This is a genomic window from Mesorhizobium sp. B2-4-13 (genome assembly GCF_006658535.1).
GTDB classification, from domain to species: domain Bacteria; phylum Pseudomonadota; class Alphaproteobacteria; order Rhizobiales; family Rhizobiaceae; genus Mesorhizobium; species Mesorhizobium australicum.
The window spans coordinates 75,132-91,315 of record NZ_VFVB01000002.1 but is presented as its reverse complement, the minus strand read 5'-3'; the positions used below and the strand labels follow the sequence as shown (position 1 = coordinate 91,315).

Below are 16,184 nucleotides of genomic sequence, written 5' to 3'. Positions count from 1 at the left end.
TCAGGCCCTTTCCGCCAGCAATTCCTCGCCGCGCTTTTCGCGGATGAGGTTGACGAAGCGGCGGAACAGGTAGTGCGAATCCTGTGGGCCGGGCGAAGCCTCGGGGTGATGCTGGACCGAGAACACCGGGCGGCCGGTCAACGCGATGCCGCAATTCGAGCCGTCGAACAGCGAGACATGGGTTTCCTCGACACCCGCGGGCAGCGAGTCGGCATCGACGGCAAAGCCGTGGTTCATCGAAACGATTTCGACCTTGCCGGTGGTGTGATCCTTGACCGGATGGTTGGCGCCGTGATGGCCCTGGTGCATCTTGGCGGTCTTGCCGCCCAGCGCCAGCGCCAGCATCTGGTGGCCGAGGCAGATGCCGAACACCGGAATGTCGGTCTTGAGCAGGTCCTGGATGACCGGCACGGCATAGTCGCCGGTGGCTTCCGGGTCGCCGGGGCCGTTGGAGAGGAAGATGCCGTCGGGCCGCATGGCGAGGATTTCTTCCGAGCCGGTGCTGGCCGGAACCACCGTTACCTTGGCGCCCAGACCGGCGAGCAGCCGCAATATGTTGCGCTTGACGCCGTAGTCGATGGCGACGACGTGCAGCGAAGGGTCGGCCTGTTCGCCAAAGCCTTCGTTCCACACCCAAGGCGTCTCGCGCCAGACAGAAGACTGGCCCGACGTGACCTCCTTGGCGAGATCGAGCCCGATCAGGCCCGACCAAGCGGCGGCACGCCGCTTCAGCTCGTCGAGGTCGAAGACGCCGTCGGGCGCGTGCGCGATGACGGCATTGGGCATGCCTTTTTCGCGGATCAGCGCGGTAAGCGCGCGGGTGTCGATGCCCGAGAGCGCGACGATGCCCCGCTTCTTCAGCCACTGGTCGAGATGGCCGGCGGCGCGGTAATTGGACGGGTTGGTGACATCGGCCTTGAACACGGCACCGACCGCGCCGGCACGAGCGGCCGGATTGAGGTCTTCGATGTCCTCGCCATTGGTGCCGATATTGCCGACATGCGGGAAGGTAAAGGTGACGATCTGGCCGGCATAGGACGGGTCGGTGAGGATTTCCTGGTAGCCGGTAAGTGCCGTGTTGAAGCAGACCTCGGCAACCGCCGAGCCGGTGGCACCGAGGCCGCGACCCTCGATGACGGTGCCGTCGGCCAGCACCAGAAGGGCGGTCGGCTTTTCAGTGGCCCAGGCGGGCGTCATCTCGGCCATGGCGGCACTCCTATCAAGCCGCGCGCTTCCATAGCCCGGCGGGCGTTGGCGCGGCAAACGGCGCGAAGCGGCGAATTCGCGGCCTCCACGCACCCAAGCTTCAGTTCATGCAAGGCTCAGTACATAGGGGAAGGGGACAGGGCGGTCAATGATCATGCGAAAGAGGGCCGCGATTTATTTCATTGAGGAATATCATAGGCTTGCCCTGGCATATCAGGGTTTGCGTTGGCCTGTCCCCGGCGCTATTGTCCGCGCCGACCGAAGGAGAGAGAGCAATGCGCGCGAAAATCGCCGAATCCCTGAAGACCGCGATGAAGGCGCAGGACAAGCACCGGCTGCCGACATTGCGGCTGATCCAGGCCGCCATCCACGACCGCGACATCGCCAATCGCGGTGCCGGCAAGGAACCCGCCAGCGATGAGGAGATCCTGCAGATCCTAGCCAAGATGGTGAAGCAGCGCGAGGAATCGGCCAAGGCATTCGAGGACGGCAAGCGCCCGGAACTGGCCGCGCAGGAACGCGGCGAGATGGAGATCATCCGCGGCTTCCTGCCGACGCAGCTCGACGAGGCGGCGGTCACGGCGGCGGCGCGCGAGGCGATCGCGGCGACCGGTGCGGCCAGCCAGAAGGACATGGGCAAGGTGATCGCGGCGCTGAAGCAGAAATATGCCGGCCAGATGGATTTCGGCAAGGCCAGCGGCATCGTCAAGGGGTTATTGCAGTAGGGTTTTTTACCCTCGCATCGTCGTCTTCCAACACGGCCACTCGACGCCAAGCCGCGGCTTGCTGTTAGACCCGAGGCTCCAACGCGCGGCGTAATGCGGGTGCTTCCCGCTGGATATGGTCCCACAAGCGATTGGCGATCGGGCCGTGCGGCCGGTCGCGGCGGCGCGCCACCACCAATTCGTCGGTGCGGCCCGGCAGATGACTGCCGGCTATGGATAATAGCTGGGCGTCGCGCAGCTCTTCCGCGATCAGGAAGTGAGGCAGGTGGCCCCAGCCGAGCCCTTGCAGGATGAGTTCCTTCTTCATGGCCTGATCGGGGACCAGGCATTGCGGCGCGCCCTCGGCCACGAAATAGCCCTGTCGTGGCGAATGCAGGGCGGTGTCGCGCATCACGCACTGGGTGAATGCCTGCATTTTCTCCAGTGTGACCGGTTGGTCGACGCGCTCCGGCAGAAAGCCCGGCGCCACGACGGGAATGAACGACACCTTGCCGAGATCGATCCATTCCACCCGTACGTCGCCCTTGTCGATCCAGTGCAGGATGAGATCGGCTTTGTCGTCAAAAAGGCGTTCCCACGGGCCGCCGACGGCTTCGAAATGGAGATGCAGCCGCGTGCCGGGGCACTGGGCGAAGAACCGCCCAAGCATGCCCAGTACGTGCGGGCGCGGGCAGAGGTCGCCGATCACGACGTGGATATCGCTTTCCTCGCCCATCGAGAGCTGGGCGGCGTGGATGCTCAGGCCTTCCAGTTCGCGCAGCAGCGATTGCGCCCGTCGATGGAACGACAGCCCCGCTTCCGTCGCCCGCACGCGATAGCCCCCGCGATCCAGGAGGACGAGGTCGAGCTGTCGTTCGAGCCTGGCGACGGCGGCGAACACCGCCGGATGCGAGCGATGGAGCAGGGCCGCGGCCGCCTGAAAGCCGCCGCAGCGGATCACCGCGTCGAAGCACTGGAGGTCGTGCAAGGTGAATTCGGCCATGTCAGCTTTGATTACAGAGATTGTCCTATCTTTGTAATATCACCAAATCCCGGCCACAGCTACGCTTTGCCTCATTCAACGTTCCAAAAGGATCCTGATCATGAGTGAGCTGAATTTTGTGACTGTCGGCGACGGCACGCGCATCGCCTACCGGCTCGACGGTGACGCTGGGCAACCGGTGCTGGTGCTGTCCAACTCCATCGCCACGACGCTGCACATGTGGGATGGCCAGGTCGGCGAACTGTCCAGGCATTTCCGCGTTCTGCGCTACGATTTTCGCGGCCATGGCGGATCGAGCGTGCCGATCGGCGCCTATTCGCTCGACCGGCTTGGCCGCGACGTGATCGAACTCATCGATGCGCTCGGCCTTGGCCGGGTGCATTTCCTCGGCCTGTCGCTGGGCGGTTTCGTTGGGCAGTGGCTCGGCATCCACGCGCCCGAGCGGATCGACCGGCTGATCCTGAGCAACACTTCATCTCACCTCTCGCCGGCAAGTTATTTCGACGAGCGGATCGCCGTCGTGCGACAGGCGCCGGACATGTCGGAAACCGCCGAAGTGTTCCTCAACAACTGGTTCCCGGCCGGCATGGTGGCGGCCAACGAGCCCGTCATCGAGAAATTCCGCGCCATGTTGCTTGAGATCGACCGTCTGGGCCTGGCGGGTCTGTTCGCCGCGGTTCGCGACGCCGACCTTCGCCGCACGGTGGCCCTGATCAACCGGCCGACATTGGTAATCGCCGGCCAGCATGACACGGTGACGGCGGCCAGCCACAGCGAACTGATCGCGGCAGCCGTGCCCGGGGCCAAGCTTGTCGTGCTGCCCGCGGTTCACCTGTCGAACGTGGAATACCCCACCGAGTTCATGCAGGCCGTGCTCGATTTCCTGCACTGAGCCGGAGCAGGGGGCCGTGGGTCCATCTCACGGCTCCTTGCACATCGGCAGTGGCTGCGGCGGCGCCGCCGGATGGTCCTTCTTGTACTGGGCAATGACCGGCTCAAGGGTTTTTCGCGGCCAGAATTTCGGCGTACCGATCTCCTTCAGGCAGGATGCGTTCCAGTAGGTGCCGGAAGCGGAATGGCCGTTTGCCACGGCGGCGATGTCGCGCGATTCCGGATAGATATAGAGCGTGGTGGGGTTGTCCTTCACCATCGAGATGAGCTGCCTGGCATCGGCCGGCAACCAGCTGGTGCAGCCATTGCTGCGGCCGCCGGCATAGTCCACCAGCTTGCCGAACGGCACGAAGCCGTCATGGTCGGCATAGGAACTGCTCGGGCTCTTGCGCAGGCACATGCCGCGCAGCACCTGCGCCGCGTGGCCGCCGATCACGCGCTGCCTTGCGTTGGCGGCTTCGCCTTCGCCGTCGAACTGGATGAAAGTGCGCTGGAAGGCCACGTCCTGTTTGGCGCCGATGCGATAATAGCCCTTGAACGAGGTTTTCGCCTCGCGGGTCATGTAGGGACCGCCGGCGGTCAGTTCCGAATCCATGGCATTGCCGAAATTCCTGGCGCAGCGCCTGCCATTGGAGAAATCCACCGTGCCTTTCAGGTTGCGGCCGCCGCCGTGACCCGACGAAATCGCGCGAAACGACTGGCTGGCCTCGCATACGACATAGTAGCGGCGCCCGAGCACGCCATTGCCCAAATCGCCGGGACGGGTGGCGTCCATGGCGAAGTAGCAGGGGTTCCGGACGACGCCCTGGGCGACTTTTTTCAGGTAAAGCGCGCGCGCCCGCTCCAGCACCACTTGTGAAATCTGGCCATCGCCATCTCCGACATGGGCCTGCAGCCAGGCCGGAATGGCCGATGGCGCGGCAAAGGACCGGGCCGATGCCATCAAGGCCATGACGACGACGAGGAGACCGAGGAACGTAACGACACCCAACGGGACAGATCTCAACCGCACCGGACCCATTCTCCTGTCGAAGCCGTTTGTGATCCCCGCGGAATCACCCGAGGCGATCATAAAACGCGGCGCGCCGTCAGGCGAAACACATCTTGTTTAGCGCACCGGCAAGTAGGCGCGAAAAGACCAGGCCGACGCGCAACCATCCATAAACGGACATGCTGGGTCAAGGCTTGCGGCTACGAACGCCCGATTTTCGAGCCGGCTCGATTGGGCTATGATCTGATTCTGGCGCGGCCCACGCCTCCTCCCTCCGCCGGGAAAGCATCGTTCATGCGGGCCATCCAATCACCGCACCGACTGTTCGAGCACCAGGCATAAGGAGGGGTTGCAAAAACTGCTCGCACCAGGAGGTTTTGCGATGAGGCTGTTTTGGCCCGTCTATCATCTGAAGCGTCAAGCCAGGCTGTTGTCCCGCGAGGTGAAAATACCGCTCCACCAGGCGCTCGACCGTATTGCGGCACAAGAAGGTTTTGCGAGCTGGAGCCTGCTTGCGGCGAAGGCCGCGGAAACTGGGCCCGCAGGCAGATTGTTTGCACAACTGGCGCCCGGCGACCTCTTGCTGGTCGGCGCGCGGCCGGGCCACGGCAAGACGCTGATGAGCCTGGAACTGGCGGTCGAAGCCATGAGGCGCGGCCGGCGCAGCGTGTTCTTCACGCTGGAATATACGCAGCCGGACATTCTCGACCGCTTCCGCGCGATCGGGGTCGAGCCACGGCAATTCGAGGGTCGGTTCGAATTCGACAGTTCCGATGCCATCTCGGCCGACTACATGGTGGCGCGGCTGGCCTCGGCCGGGGCCGGCACGCTGGTGGTGATCGACTACCTGCAATTGCTCGACCAGAAGCGGGAAAATCCGGATCTGACGATCCAGATACGCAGGCTGCGATCATTCGCGCGCGACAGGGGACTTATCCTGGTCTTCACCGCGCAGATCGACCGTTCGTACGAATTGTCGAAAAAACCGGTCCCCGATATCGGCGATATCAGGCTGCCCAATCCGCTCGACCTTTCGCTGTTCAGCAAGACCTGCTTCCTGAACAAGGGTGAGATCCATTTCCAGGCGGCTTGAGCACACTGCTGTCCAAGGCTATGCCTGCCGCGTTTTCAGGAGGCATCGATCATGGTCGAGATCGTCAAACCGGCGCTTGAACATCTGCCGAGCTACAAGGCGGCGCTCGAACGCGGCTGGTCGCCGGACAATGTGCGGCTCCTGGACGCGACGCGCGAGCAGCTTGCGGCAATAGAGGAAGACCAGGCGGCGTTCCTGGCCAGCCTCGACGATCCCGAGGCAAAGGGGCCGCCCGTCGCCTTGCCCGACGGGACACAGGTGCCACGCCTGCCGGGCTTCCGCCGCTGGATCTGGGACGGCGAGGCGGCGGGCTCGATCGGCTTTCGCTGGCAGAAGGGCACGCCGGAACTGCCTTCGCACGTGCTTGGTCACATCGGCTACGCCGTCGTGCCCTGGAAGCGGGAGCGCGGCTACGCCACCGAAGCGTTGCGGCTGATGCTGGACGAGGCGAGGGCGGTAGGCCTTCCCCATGTCGAGATCACCGCCAAGCCGGGCAATCCGGCCTCGCACAAGGTGATCCTGGCCAATGGCGGCAAACTCGTCGAGCGCTTCTTCGAGGACGCTGCCTATGGCGGGGTGGAGAGCCTGCGGTTCCGGATCGATTTGTAAGAGACCGTTTGGAAACTCCGCGCCTGCGGCCATCTGATGGCGTTCTGCGCCTATCGCCTTTCGGGCTGGTCGCGCAGCCAGTCGGCGAGCGATGCGCGATGCGTGCCGGCCCTGCCGGTGAATGCCTCGGCGGACAGCATGGAGTTCAGCACCGCCTCTTGCGTCGCCTCCGCCGCCGCCCGGAAGAGAATGTCGATGCGTGCTTCGTTGAGCGCGAGCAGCGGCACCAGATCGCGGTTTTCATCGTGGTCGACCGGGTTGCCGGTGCTGAAGGCGATGGCGATGTCCCCGCTGCCATTGCCCCAGAAGGAGCCGAGCCTGGCGATGCCGGCGCCGGCGCGGCGTGCCAGGCGCTCGAGCTGGCGGTGTTCGAGCGGCACATCGGTCGCCAGAACGACGATGATCGAGCCGCGTTCGGCCTCGGCCTCCCGCCTGGGGTCGGGCCGGCGCCCATCGGGCAGGACGAGGTCGCCGGCCCTGCCGAAATTCGACAGGACGAGAACGCCAAGATGATGTCCGCCGGCAAGCGCGATTTTCCTGGAGGCCGAGCCGACGCCGCCCTTGAAGCCGAAGCAGCTCATTCCCGTTCCGGCGCCGACATTGCCCTGTTCGAACGCGCCTTCTCGGGCATCCGCCAGCGCGGCAAGGGCATGCTGCTCTGATATCGCCATGGCCTGGATGTCGTTCAACGGACCGTCATTGCATTCACCGACCACCGGATTGACCGTTCCGGTGGCGCGGCCGATATCGAGGTTCTGGCGGATGGCGTCACGGATCAGCGCCGTGGCGCAGGTGCCGACCGAGAGCGTGTTGGTCAAGAGAATAGGCGTCTCGATGGTGCCGAGTTCCTTGACCTGCATCAGCCCGACGGTCTTGCCGAAGCCGTTGATGACATGGCTTGCCGCCATCACCTTGGTGCGGAACAGGTTTCCGCCATGCGGCAGGATCGCGGTCACGCCGGTGTTGATGTCGCCGTCGCGCAGCGTGCAGTGACCGACGCGCACGCCAGGCACGTCGGTGATCGCGTTTTGCGTGCCCGCCTGCAAGGTGCCGCAGGTCAGGCCGAAATCGGCGACAGTCCTTGCCATCTTATTCGGCGGCCGCCGGTACCGGCGGGCCGATGTCGCTGCGCCGTTCCCAAAGATGGGAGATGACAGCCACAATGACGGCGACGAGCATCGCAAAGGCGCCAACAAGCGACAGGCTGCGATAGCCGTAGCCGGCATTGAGCATGGCGGCACCCAGCGATGCGGCCAGCGCGATGCCGATATTGAAGCCGGACGGGATGAGCGAGGCGGCGAGGTTGGAGGCGTCGGCCGTCCAGGCCAGGATGCGGGTCTGGATCGGCGTGCCGATGGCGAAGTTGAGGCCGCCCCAGACGATGATCGCGACGACCATCGGCACGGGATAGGGGCTGACGGCATAGATGATGGCCAGCGTCACCGCCTGCAGGGCAAGCATGGCTATCAGCGACGGCATCAGTTTCCAGTCGGACAGTTTGCCGCCCAGGAAGACGCCAAGCGTGGCGCCGACGCCGTTGAGCAGCAGCACCCAGGGCACCAGGTTTTCATCGAGTCCGGTGACCTCCAGCAGCGTCGGGGTGATGTAGGTGAACAGGCAGAACTGGCCGAGCATCAGCATCAGCATCAGGATCAGCGAAGTCCAGACCTGCTGGCGCGCCAGGACGCGGACTTCGCTGGCAAGGCTCACCGCCTTGGCCTGATATCCGGTGGTGCGCGGCAGCAAGGCCGCCATGGCGAGCGTTGCCGCCACGCCCAGCGCGCACATCACCCAGAAAGTCGCGCGCCATCCCCAGATGTTGCCGATGGCGGTGCCGGCCGGCACGCCGATGACGTTGGAGACGGTGAGACCCGACAGGATGACGGCGACCGCCATGCCGCGCTGATCCTCGCGCACAAGGCCGACGGCGACCACCATGGCGACGCCGAAATAAGCGCCATGCGCGACAGCCACGGCAATGCGCAGCAACAGCATCGAGGTGAAGTCGGGTGCCAGCGCGCAGGCCGCCTGGCCGAGGGTGAAGACGACGGCGAGGCCAAGCAGCAAGGTCTTGCGCGACAGGCCCTTGGTGGCGAGCGCCAGTAGCGGCCCGCCGATGGCGATGCCGCAGGCATAGCCGGAGACGAGGTAGCCGGCGGAAGGAACCGAAACGCCTAGCCCCTGCGCCACCTGCGGCAGCACGCCGGCGATGACGAATTCGGTGGTGCCGAAAGCGAAGGCGGCGATGAACAGGGCGATGAGCGGCAGCGACATGAAAAGGAACCCCCGAATGCAGGCTCAAACCATGGATGGCCGTAGCAGGCAATCCAGAAATTTTTGTCGCCGGTTTAGGTTTTCTTGACGGGGCCGATCGATCGCAAGCCCATCAGGTCACGGACTTGCGTCCGTAAGGAATCTTCAGCCATGCCCGTTCATGAAAATAGTAGAGCAGCGACTTGGTGAAGACCTCCGTCACCCCGATGGCGGCCGCAAGCTTGATGCTTCCGGTCACCACCAGCGAGATGATCATCGTATCGATGGTGCCGGTCACGCGCCAGGAAAGCGCCTTGGCGAAACTGCGCGAATGGGTATCCATCGATTTCCTCCCGGTGGAAACGGATGCTTAGCCGACGGATGGCTGGATAAGCAAAGGCTAAATTTGGCGTTCTTTCCCGAATGATGGAAGCGTGTTCCAAATCGGTGCGATTGCAGGAAGCTTCCGCCGGTCAGCTCGCCTTCAGCCTTGATCCCGTGAGCAGGCCGCGCTCTTCCAGAACCGGGTAGGCCATCGAGGCCAGCAGCGAGTTGATCTGCTTCAGGTCGCGGATGGTGTCGAGGTGGATCGAGCTGGTTTCGACGCTTTTGGCGGTGCCTTCGCGCAGGCGCATAAAATGGCTGGCGCTGGTTTCCTTCTCGCGGTCGCGCAGCCGGTCCTTTTCCAGCACGAGCTGGCGCGCGGTTTCGGGATCGCGCGAGACCAGGACGTTGAAGGCGAGCCGGGCATTGGCCAACACCGAGCCATGGAAGGCGCACAATTCGCTCCAGCCTTCGTCGGTGAATTCCAGCCCGCGGTCGAATTTCTTCTTCACATGCACCAGCATGTTGCGCACGATGATGTCGCCGACCTGCTCGAGCTTGACGCAGGCGCCGATCAGCTCCTGGCAGCGCAGCGCCTCGTCTTCGGTCATCGGATTCCTGGTGACTTTGGCGAGGTAGAGCTTTATGGCCGCGTGCCTGCGGTCGACACGGTCGTCGAGGGCCGCCAGCGCCTTGATCTTGTCCGAGTCGGCGTCCTCATAGAGTTCGATGATGCGCTTGAGCATGATCTCGACCGTCTCGCAGACACGCACCACCTCGCGTGTGGCGTTGGCCAGGGCCTGGCTCGGCACATCGATCGCGCTTTCGTTGAGCGCCGACAGTTCGACGACGTCGAGCGCAGCGGCCGGCGTCGGCTTGGCGCCGAGCGCCACGATCCTTTCGGAGGCTCGGTAGACCAGACCGGCCAGCGGCAGGCCGGCGAGCAGGATGACCACGTTGAACAGGATATGGGCGTTGACGATCTGATCGGCCGCCGTCGGGCCGAGGAAGGCAACATGCGGCCGGAAGATCATGAACAGGATCAGCATGACCAGCGAACCCAGCCCGCGCATCAAGAGGTTGCCGACCGGCACGACACGCACTTCGGGACTGGCCGAGCGTGTCAGCATCGGCGCGATCAGCGACGAACCGAGATTGACGCCGAGGATGAGGACAAGGCCGAGTTCAGGGCTGATCAAGCCACGGCCGGCCAGCGTCGCCATCAACAGCACCGCCGCGATGCTCGACTGGAACAGCCAGGTGATCATTGCCGCCAGCAGGTACGCGGTGATGGAATCGGTGGAGAAGTAATTGAGGATGACCGGCAGCAGCTGGCTGTTGCGCAGCGGCTCGGACGCCTGGCCGATCATTTCGAGGGACAGGATCAGGAGACCGATGCCGACCAGGATGCGGCCGGTCTGGCGCCAGTCGCGCCGCTCCGTGGCCATGAACATCACCGTGCCGGCAATCAGGCAGAGCGGCACCAGCAGCGTGAGGTCGAAGGTCAGAAGCTTGACCACCAGAGCCGAGCCGATCTCGGCGCCACGCACGGCCAACTGACCGGCGGCGCCCGAGACGATGCCTGAACCGGCGAAGGAGCCGACCAGCAAGGTGACGGCGGTGGAGCTTTGCAGCGCGATCGCAAGGCCGGTGCCGGCCAGCACCGCCATGATCGGATTGCGCATGGTGGCGCGCAGGCGATGACGCAGCACGTCGCCATAGGCCCGTTCGACGCCGGTCTTGACCATGCGGGTGGCAAACAGCATCAGCGCCACCGCGCCGGCCAGATGCAGAAGGACGACCGAGCCGCTCATCGCGGCGCCTGCACGGCGGCATGGCGCGCGCGGCGGGCAGCATGGCGACCGGTGGTCAAAGCGAGGGTACGAATCATGGTCATGGCAGCCTTGGAATATAGTCGGAATATTTTAGCCGGATAATAAAAATTTGTCGATTTCAAGGGCTCGCCGCGAGGCGACGGCCGGTGTCGGAAAATGGACGGGCCCGCAAATGGTTGCACGGGCTTGAGCCGTGGGTCGGCCGGACCTGGGAGGGTGTTGGCGCCGCTCCTTGCGCTTATGTTCAAATATTCGGACTAAACAGCGAGATTCATTACACAATTGTAATGCTGACGTTCAGTTTCGGTTCATTCCCTGGCCGCTATTCCTCTGGCATCGACAACCAAGGAGACTTCCCATGAAACGCATTGTTCTTTCCGCTCTGGCTTTCTCGATGCTGGCCGCCACCTCACTCACCGGCCAGGCAGCGCCGATGAATGCTCCGGTCGCGCCGCAGTCGAACTACACCAAGGTCGACTGGCAGAGGCCCGGCGACCACCGGGATATGAAAAAGCGTGTCTTCAAGAAGAAGGTCGTGGTGAAGCGGAACAACTGGCGCAATGGCCAGAAATATTCCGGCTGGAGGCAGCACCGGCCGATCCGCGACTATGGCCGCTATGGCCTGCACCGTCCCGGCCGCGGCCAGGAATGGATCCGCGTCGGCAACGACTATGTGCTGGTCGGCATCCTCTCCGGCGTCATCTTCGGCGCGCTTGCCGCGCAGTAAGTTCCGACTGGTGCCGGACTGACAAAGAAAGGCGGTCCGCAATGGCCGCCTTTCTATCTGGCCTGTGGAAACCGGGCATCGTCCGCATTAGGGGTCGTCTGAAATCGCGGGCATGATTATATGGTGGGGAAACGAGTTCCCTCAATGCGCTTTCCGCCCGCCTTTCTCGACGAGATCCGCGACCGCGTGCCGATTTCATCGGTTATCGGCCAGCGCGTCGCGTGGGATCGCAAGAAGACCAATGCCTCGCGTGGCGATTATTGGGCGTGCTGCCCGTTTCATGGCGAAAAGAGCCCGTCTTTCCACTGCGAGGACAAGAAGGGGCGTTACCACTGTTTCGGCTGCTCGGTCTCGGGCGACCATTTCAAGTTCCTCACCGAACTCGAGGGATTGAGCTTTCCCGAGGCCGTCGAGAAGATCGCCGACATGGCCGGCGTGCCGATGCCGGTTCGCGATGCGCAGGAAGAGCGGCGCGAGAAGGAACGCGCCAGCCTGACCGACGTCATGGAAATGGCGACCGTCTTCTTCCAGGAGCGCCTGCAAGGGCCTGAAGGCGCCAAAGCCCGCGCCTATCTGCGCGACCGTGGGCTGACGCCGGCGACGCAGCAGTCGTTCCGGCTCGGCTTCGCGCCCGACAGCCGCAATGCGCTGAAGGAACATCTGGCGGCCAAGGGCGTGCCGAAGGCCGATATCGAGGCCTGCGGGCTGGTGCGCCATGGCGACGATATCCCGGTCTCGTATGACTGGTTCCGCGACCGCATCATGTTTCCGATCCCGGATTCGCGCGGCAAGATCATCGCCTTCGGCGGTCGCGCGCTGGCGCCCGACGCGCTCGCCAAATACATGAACTCGCCCGACACCGAGCTCTTCCACAAGGGCAATGTCCTCTACAATTTCGCCCGCGCCCGCAAGGCATTGGCGAAAGGCGGTACGGTCATCGCCGTCGAGGGCTACATGGACGTGATCGCGTTGGCGCAGGCCGGCTTCGAGAATGTCGTGGCGCCGCTCGGCACCGCGCTTACCGAAAACCAGCTCGAATTGTTGTGGCGCATGGCGCCGGAGCCGATGCTGTGCTTCGACGGCGACAAGGCCGGGCTGAAGGCGGCGTGGCGGGCCGCCGACATGGCGCTTCCGTCGGTACAGGCCGGACGCTCGGCGCGCTTCGCGCTGCTGCCGGAAGGCAAGGATCCCGACGACCTGGTCAAGGCCGAGGGGCCGGATGCCTTCCGCGCCGTGCTGGCCGATGCGCGGCCGCTGGTCGACCTCCTGTGGATGCGGGAGACGGCGGGCGGCGTCTTCGACACGCCGGAGCGGCGGGCGGAATTGGGACAGACGCTGCGGGAACTCAGCAGCCGCATCCGCGACGAAAGCACGCGCTACCACTACCAGCAGGAAATGCGCGAGCGGGTGCTGAGCTTCTTCGGCTCCCAGCGCAATGCGCGCCAAGGCCGCCAGGACTGGAAACCGGGGCAGGGCAAGGCAACCGCACCCGGTGGCCAATTCGCCAAGCCGGGTGGCGGCCGCATGGCGATCACCGAAAGCCTCGGCCAGTCGGCGCTGGTCAAGCGCGGCAGCGAAGGGATGTCGGTGCGCGAGGCGACGATCATCGTCGCCTTGATCAACCATCCGGCGCTGATCGACGAGAACTTCGCTCATGTCGAGTTCCTCGATCTGGCCAATTCCGATCTGACTCGGCTGCATGCCGCCATCCTCGATGCTATGGCGCATGACATGGCCAACGACCGCCACGCCGTGGTGGCGACGATCGAGCGGGCCGGCTGCGCCGAGATCTGGGAGCGCGCCGTCGGCCTGATCAAGCGGGCGCGGCAATGGCCGGCGCTGGAGACGGCGGCGCTCGAGGACGCCCGCGACGCCCTGAACCAGGCGTTGCACTTGCAGCGCAGCGCGCGCACCTTACATAAGGAACTGAAACAGGCGGAAGCGGCGCTCGAGGCGGATCCTTCGGACGAAAATTTCCGCCATCTGATCGAAATTCAGGCGCAGTTTCAGGATGTACAAGCGACGGAAGCGCTGATCGAAGGATTTGGCGTTTCGTCGGGCAGGGCTGGGCGAGCCTAAGTGCAGCTGAGTGCAGGAATGAAGGCGCGGCCGCGCTTCCCTTGGGGGCGCGGTGCGCTAAGTCGGGTAATTGATTCGCTTTTTTCATGCGAATCATGCCAGAGGCGCTTGACCTTCGGACAGAATGACGGAATCAGGACGATTCGAAACGTTAACCCGCACCCGCGTCGACGGGAAACAAGCGATGCAAGGTACTTGGTCACTGGACAGGCGGCCCGCCTGCCACAGATATCAGGGTTAATCTGGACTTAATGTATGCCGCCCAAGAGTGAAACCCGGTTTTGGGGCAACGGCATGCACCAAACAAAAGAGTGGATGCAGTTTGTGGGCCGGGTAAGGCGCGTTTAGAAAAACGGGCGTATCCGATTTGACTGGTCCGACAGCTTACGCGGCCCCGATGGCCGGCCGCTAGGAGAAGATAAAGACTATGGCGACAAAGGAAAAGGAAGAGGTCGAGACCGAACGCGAAGGCGCCACCGATGGGCCTCTGCTCGACCTTTCCGATGATGCTGTCAAGAAGATGATCAAGGCCGCCAAGAAGCGCGGCTATGTCACCATGGACGAGCTGAATTCGGTGCTGCCTTCCGAGGAAGTGACCTCCGAGCAGATCGAGGACACGATGGCGATGCTGTCCGACATGGGCATCAACGTCGTCGAGGATGACGAACAGGGCGAAGAGGCCGAGGCCGGCGACACCGCCGCCGATGCCGAGGAAGACGCCAACGAGCTGGCCGAGCAGACCGGCACCGCGGTCGCCGCCACCACCACCAAGAAAGAGCCGACCGACCGCACCGACGATCCGGTGCGCATGTATTTGCGCGAGATGGGCTCGGTCGAGCTTCTGTCGCGCGAAGGCGAAATCGCCATTGCCAAGCGCATCGAGGCCGGCCGTGAGACGATGATTGCGGGCCTGTGCGAAAGCCCGCTGACCTTCCAGGCCATCATCATCTGGCGCGACGAGCTCAACGAATCCAAGATCCTGCTGCGCGAGATCATCGACCTCGAAGCCACCTATGCCGGCCCCGAAGCCAAGCAGGCGCCGGTGGTCGAACGCATCGAGGAAGCACCCAAGGTCGAGGAAAAGTCGCGTCGCGGACGCGACGACGAAGACGACATCACCAATGTCGGCGCCGACACGCGCGGCATCGGCGATGACGACGAGGAAGACGAGGACGAGGCGAGCCTGTCGCTGGCGGCGATGGAAGCGGAACTCCGCCCGCAGGTGATGGAGACGCTCGACGTCATCGCCGACACCTACAAGAAGCTCAGGAAGCTGCAGGACCAGCAGGTCGAGAACCGTCTGGCCGCCGCCGGCACGCTGTCGCCCAGCCAGGACCGCCGGCTGAAGGAGCTGAAGGACCAGCTGATCAAGGCGGTGAAGTCGCTGTCGCTCAACACGGCGCGCATCGAGGCGCTGGTCGAGCAGCTCTACGACATCAACAAGCGGCTGGTGCAGAACGAGGGCAAGCTGTTGCGCCTGGCCGAAAGCTATGGCGTGCGCCGCGAGGAATTCCTGAAGGAATATCAGGGCTCGGAACTCGACCCCAACTGGACGCGTTCGATCGCCAACCTGACCTCGCGCGGCTGGAAGGAATTCACCAAGAACGAGAAGGACGCGATCAAGGATTTGCGCGCCGAGATCCAGAATCTGGCCACGGAAACGGCCATTTCGATCCTGGAATTCCGAAAGATCGTCAACCAGGTGCAGAAGGGCGAGCGCGAAGCCGCGATCGCCAAGAAGGAAATGGTCGAGGCCAATCTGCGCCTCGTCATCTCCATCGCCAAGAAATACACCAATCGTGGCCTGCAGTTCCTCGACCTGATCCAGGAAGGCAATATCGGCCTGATGAAGGCCGTCGACAAATTCGAGTACCGCCGCGGCTACAAGTTCTCGACCTACGCGACATGGTGGATCAGGCAGGCGATCACGCGTTCGATCGCCGACCAGGCGCGCACCATCCGCATTCCGGTGCACATGATCGAGACGATCAACAAGATCGTGCGCACCTCGCGCCAGATGTTGCACGAGATCGGCCGCGAGCCGACGCCGGAGGAACTGGCCGAGAAGCTCGCCATGCCGCTCGAAAAAGTGCGCAAGGTCTTGAAGATCGCCAAGGAGCCGATCTCGCTCGAAACGCCTGTGGGCGACGAGGAGGATTCACATCTGGGCGATTTCATCGAGGACAAGATGGCGATCCTGCCGATCGACGCGGCGATCCAGGCCAATCTGCGCGAGACCACCACGCGCGTTCTGGCTTCGCTCACCCCGCGCGAGGAGCGCGTGTTGCGCATGCGCTTCGGCATCGGCATGAACACCGACCACACGCTGGAAGAGGTCGGCCAGCAGTTCTCGGTCACCCGCGAGCGTATCCGCCAGATCGAAGCCAAGGCGCTGCGCAAGCTCAAGCACCCGAGCCGCTCGCGCAAGCTGCGCAGCTTCCTCGATAGCTGAGTTCATTTTTGTCGCGA

The 16,184-nt window shown here is 63.8% G+C and carries 14 protein-coding genes; 7 read left to right on the top strand and 7 right to left on the bottom strand.

The features are described from left to right. Positions 1-1,206 (bottom strand): glutamine-hydrolyzing carbamoyl-phosphate synthase small subunit, encoded by a 1,206-nt coding sequence (carA, locus tag FJ936_RS04515; RefSeq protein ID WP_140789558.1) that lies wholly within the window; start codon positions 1,204-1,206, stop codon positions 1-3. Between the two features lie 275 nt (positions 1,207-1,481). On the opposite strand from carA, the gene FJ936_RS04510 reads away from it, so the two are divergent. Further along, on the top strand, positions 1,482-1,931 hold the full coding sequence (locus FJ936_RS04510; protein WP_140789556.1) for a GatB/YqeY domain-containing protein: 450 nt from the start codon (positions 1,482-1,484) through the stop codon (positions 1,929-1,931). Positions 1,932-1,995: 64 nt separating this feature from the next. Here the strand turns inward: FJ936_RS04510 and FJ936_RS04505 are convergent, their stop codons facing one another. Beyond that, complete coding sequence (locus FJ936_RS04505; RefSeq protein WP_140789555.1) at positions 1,996-2,913, bottom strand: LysR family transcriptional regulator; 918 nt, start codon at positions 2,911-2,913, stop codon at positions 1,996-1,998. 100 nt (positions 2,914-3,013) lie between these two features. Between FJ936_RS04505 and FJ936_RS04500 the strand changes: the two genes are divergently transcribed. Next, complete coding sequence (locus FJ936_RS04500; RefSeq protein ID WP_140789551.1) at positions 3,014-3,805, top strand: alpha/beta fold hydrolase; 792 nt, start codon at positions 3,014-3,016, stop codon at positions 3,803-3,805. 27 nt (positions 3,806-3,832) lie between these two features. Here the strand turns inward: FJ936_RS04500 and FJ936_RS04495 are convergent, their stop codons facing one another. Then, positions 3,833-4,816, bottom strand: a complete 984-nt coding sequence (locus FJ936_RS04495; RefSeq protein WP_140789549.1) for a hypothetical protein — start codon at positions 4,814-4,816, stop codon at positions 3,833-3,835. A 361-nt stretch (positions 4,817-5,177) separates the two neighbouring features. On the opposite strand from FJ936_RS04495, the gene FJ936_RS04490 reads away from it, so the two are divergent. Both FJ936_RS04490 and FJ936_RS04485 read left to right on the top strand, forming a co-directional pair. Next, positions 5,178-5,888, top strand: a complete 711-nt coding sequence (locus FJ936_RS04490) for a DNA helicase (protein ID WP_140789546.1) — start codon at positions 5,178-5,180, stop codon at positions 5,886-5,888. A gap of 51 nt (positions 5,889-5,939) precedes the next feature. Beyond that, the gene (locus FJ936_RS04485) at positions 5,940-6,497 is read left to right on the top strand and encodes a GNAT family N-acetyltransferase (protein WP_140789544.1); all 558 of its coding nucleotides are present in this window, start codon (positions 5,940-5,942) and stop codon (positions 6,495-6,497) included. 50 nt (positions 6,498-6,547) lie between these two features. Here FJ936_RS04485 and FJ936_RS04480 read toward each other — a convergent pair whose 3' ends face one another. The 4 genes from FJ936_RS04480 to FJ936_RS04465 all read right to left on the bottom strand — a co-directional run bounded on the left by FJ936_RS04480 (position 6,548) and on the right by FJ936_RS04465 (position 10,888). Then, entirely contained in the window at positions 6,548-7,585 is a 1,038-nt protein-coding gene (locus FJ936_RS04480; RefSeq protein WP_140789542.1) for a P1 family peptidase, read from the bottom strand. A gap of 1 nt (position 7,586) precedes the next feature. After that, the gene (locus FJ936_RS04475; protein ID WP_140789540.1) at positions 7,587-8,771 is read right to left on the bottom strand and encodes an MFS transporter; all 1,185 of its coding nucleotides are present in this window, start codon (positions 8,769-8,771) and stop codon (positions 7,587-7,589) included. A gap of 112 nt (positions 8,772-8,883) precedes the next feature. After that, positions 8,884-9,093 carry a DUF2061 domain-containing protein gene (locus tag FJ936_RS04470; RefSeq protein ID WP_015316213.1) on the bottom strand — a complete coding sequence of 70 codons (210 nt, stop codon included), beginning with the start codon at positions 9,091-9,093 and terminating at the stop codon, positions 8,884-8,886. Positions 9,094-9,223: 130 nt separating this feature from the next. Next, positions 9,224-10,888 carry a Na/Pi cotransporter family protein gene (locus tag FJ936_RS04465; protein ID WP_141906177.1) on the bottom strand — a complete coding sequence of 555 codons (1,665 nt, stop codon included), beginning with the start codon at positions 10,886-10,888 and terminating at the stop codon, positions 9,224-9,226. A gap of 379 nt (positions 10,889-11,267) precedes the next feature. On the opposite strand from FJ936_RS04465, the gene FJ936_RS04460 reads away from it, so the two are divergent. From FJ936_RS04460 to rpoD, 3 genes are all read left to right on the top strand, one after another. Then, on the top strand, positions 11,268-11,636 hold the full coding sequence (locus FJ936_RS04460) for an RcnB family protein (protein WP_015316215.1): 369 nt from the start codon (positions 11,268-11,270) through the stop codon (positions 11,634-11,636). A gap of 144 nt (positions 11,637-11,780) precedes the next feature. Continuing rightward, positions 11,781-13,715: a DNA primase gene (gene dnaG / locus FJ936_RS04455; protein WP_140789536.1), complete on the top strand. Its 1,935-nt coding sequence runs from the start codon at positions 11,781-11,783 to the stop codon at positions 13,713-13,715. A gap of 427 nt (positions 13,716-14,142) precedes the next feature. After that, a complete protein-coding gene (gene rpoD, locus FJ936_RS04450; protein WP_140789534.1) occupies positions 14,143-16,167 on the top strand; it encodes an RNA polymerase sigma factor RpoD in 2,025 nt (674 codons plus the stop codon). Positions 16,168-16,184 lie beyond the last annotated feature (17 nt).

Bases quoted from the DNA above. Each gene is read 5' to 3' on its own strand.
- FJ936_RS04500 (WP_140789551.1), top strand. From the start codon at position 3,014: ATGAGTGAGCTGAATTTTGTGACTGTCGGCGACGGCACGCGCATCGCC.
- FJ936_RS04505 (WP_140789555.1), bottom strand. From the start codon at position 2,913: ATGGCCGAATTCACCTTGCACGACCTCCAGTGCTTCGACGCGGTGATC.
- FJ936_RS04470 (WP_015316213.1), bottom strand. From the start codon at position 9,093: ATGGATACCCATTCGCGCAGTTTCGCCAAGGCGCTTTCCTGGCGCGTG.
- FJ936_RS04480 (WP_140789542.1), bottom strand. From the start codon at position 7,585: ATGGCAAGGACTGTCGCCGATTTCGGCCTGACCTGCGGCACCTTGCAG.
- dnaG (WP_140789536.1), top strand. From the start codon at position 11,781: ATGCGCTTTCCGCCCGCCTTTCTCGACGAGATCCGCGACCGCGTGCCG.
- FJ936_RS04485 (WP_140789544.1), top strand. From the start codon at position 5,940: ATGGTCGAGATCGTCAAACCGGCGCTTGAACATCTGCCGAGCTACAAG.
- FJ936_RS04475 (WP_140789540.1), bottom strand. From the start codon at position 8,771: ATGTCGCTGCCGCTCATCGCCCTGTTCATCGCCGCCTTCGCTTTCGGC.
- FJ936_RS04510 (WP_140789556.1), top strand. From the start codon at position 1,482: ATGCGCGCGAAAATCGCCGAATCCCTGAAGACCGCGATGAAGGCGCAG.
- FJ936_RS04490 (WP_140789546.1), top strand. From the start codon at position 5,178: ATGAGGCTGTTTTGGCCCGTCTATCATCTGAAGCGTCAAGCCAGGCTG.
- rpoD (WP_140789534.1), top strand. From the start codon at position 14,143: ATGGCGACAAAGGAAAAGGAAGAGGTCGAGACCGAACGCGAAGGCGCC.
- carA (WP_140789558.1), bottom strand. From the start codon at position 1,206: ATGGCCGAGATGACGCCCGCCTGGGCCACTGAAAAGCCGACCGCCCTT.
- FJ936_RS04465 (WP_141906177.1), bottom strand. From the start codon at position 10,888: ATGAGCGGCTCGGTCGTCCTTCTGCATCTGGCCGGCGCGGTGGCGCTG.
- FJ936_RS04460 (WP_015316215.1), top strand. From the start codon at position 11,268: ATGAAACGCATTGTTCTTTCCGCTCTGGCTTTCTCGATGCTGGCCGCC.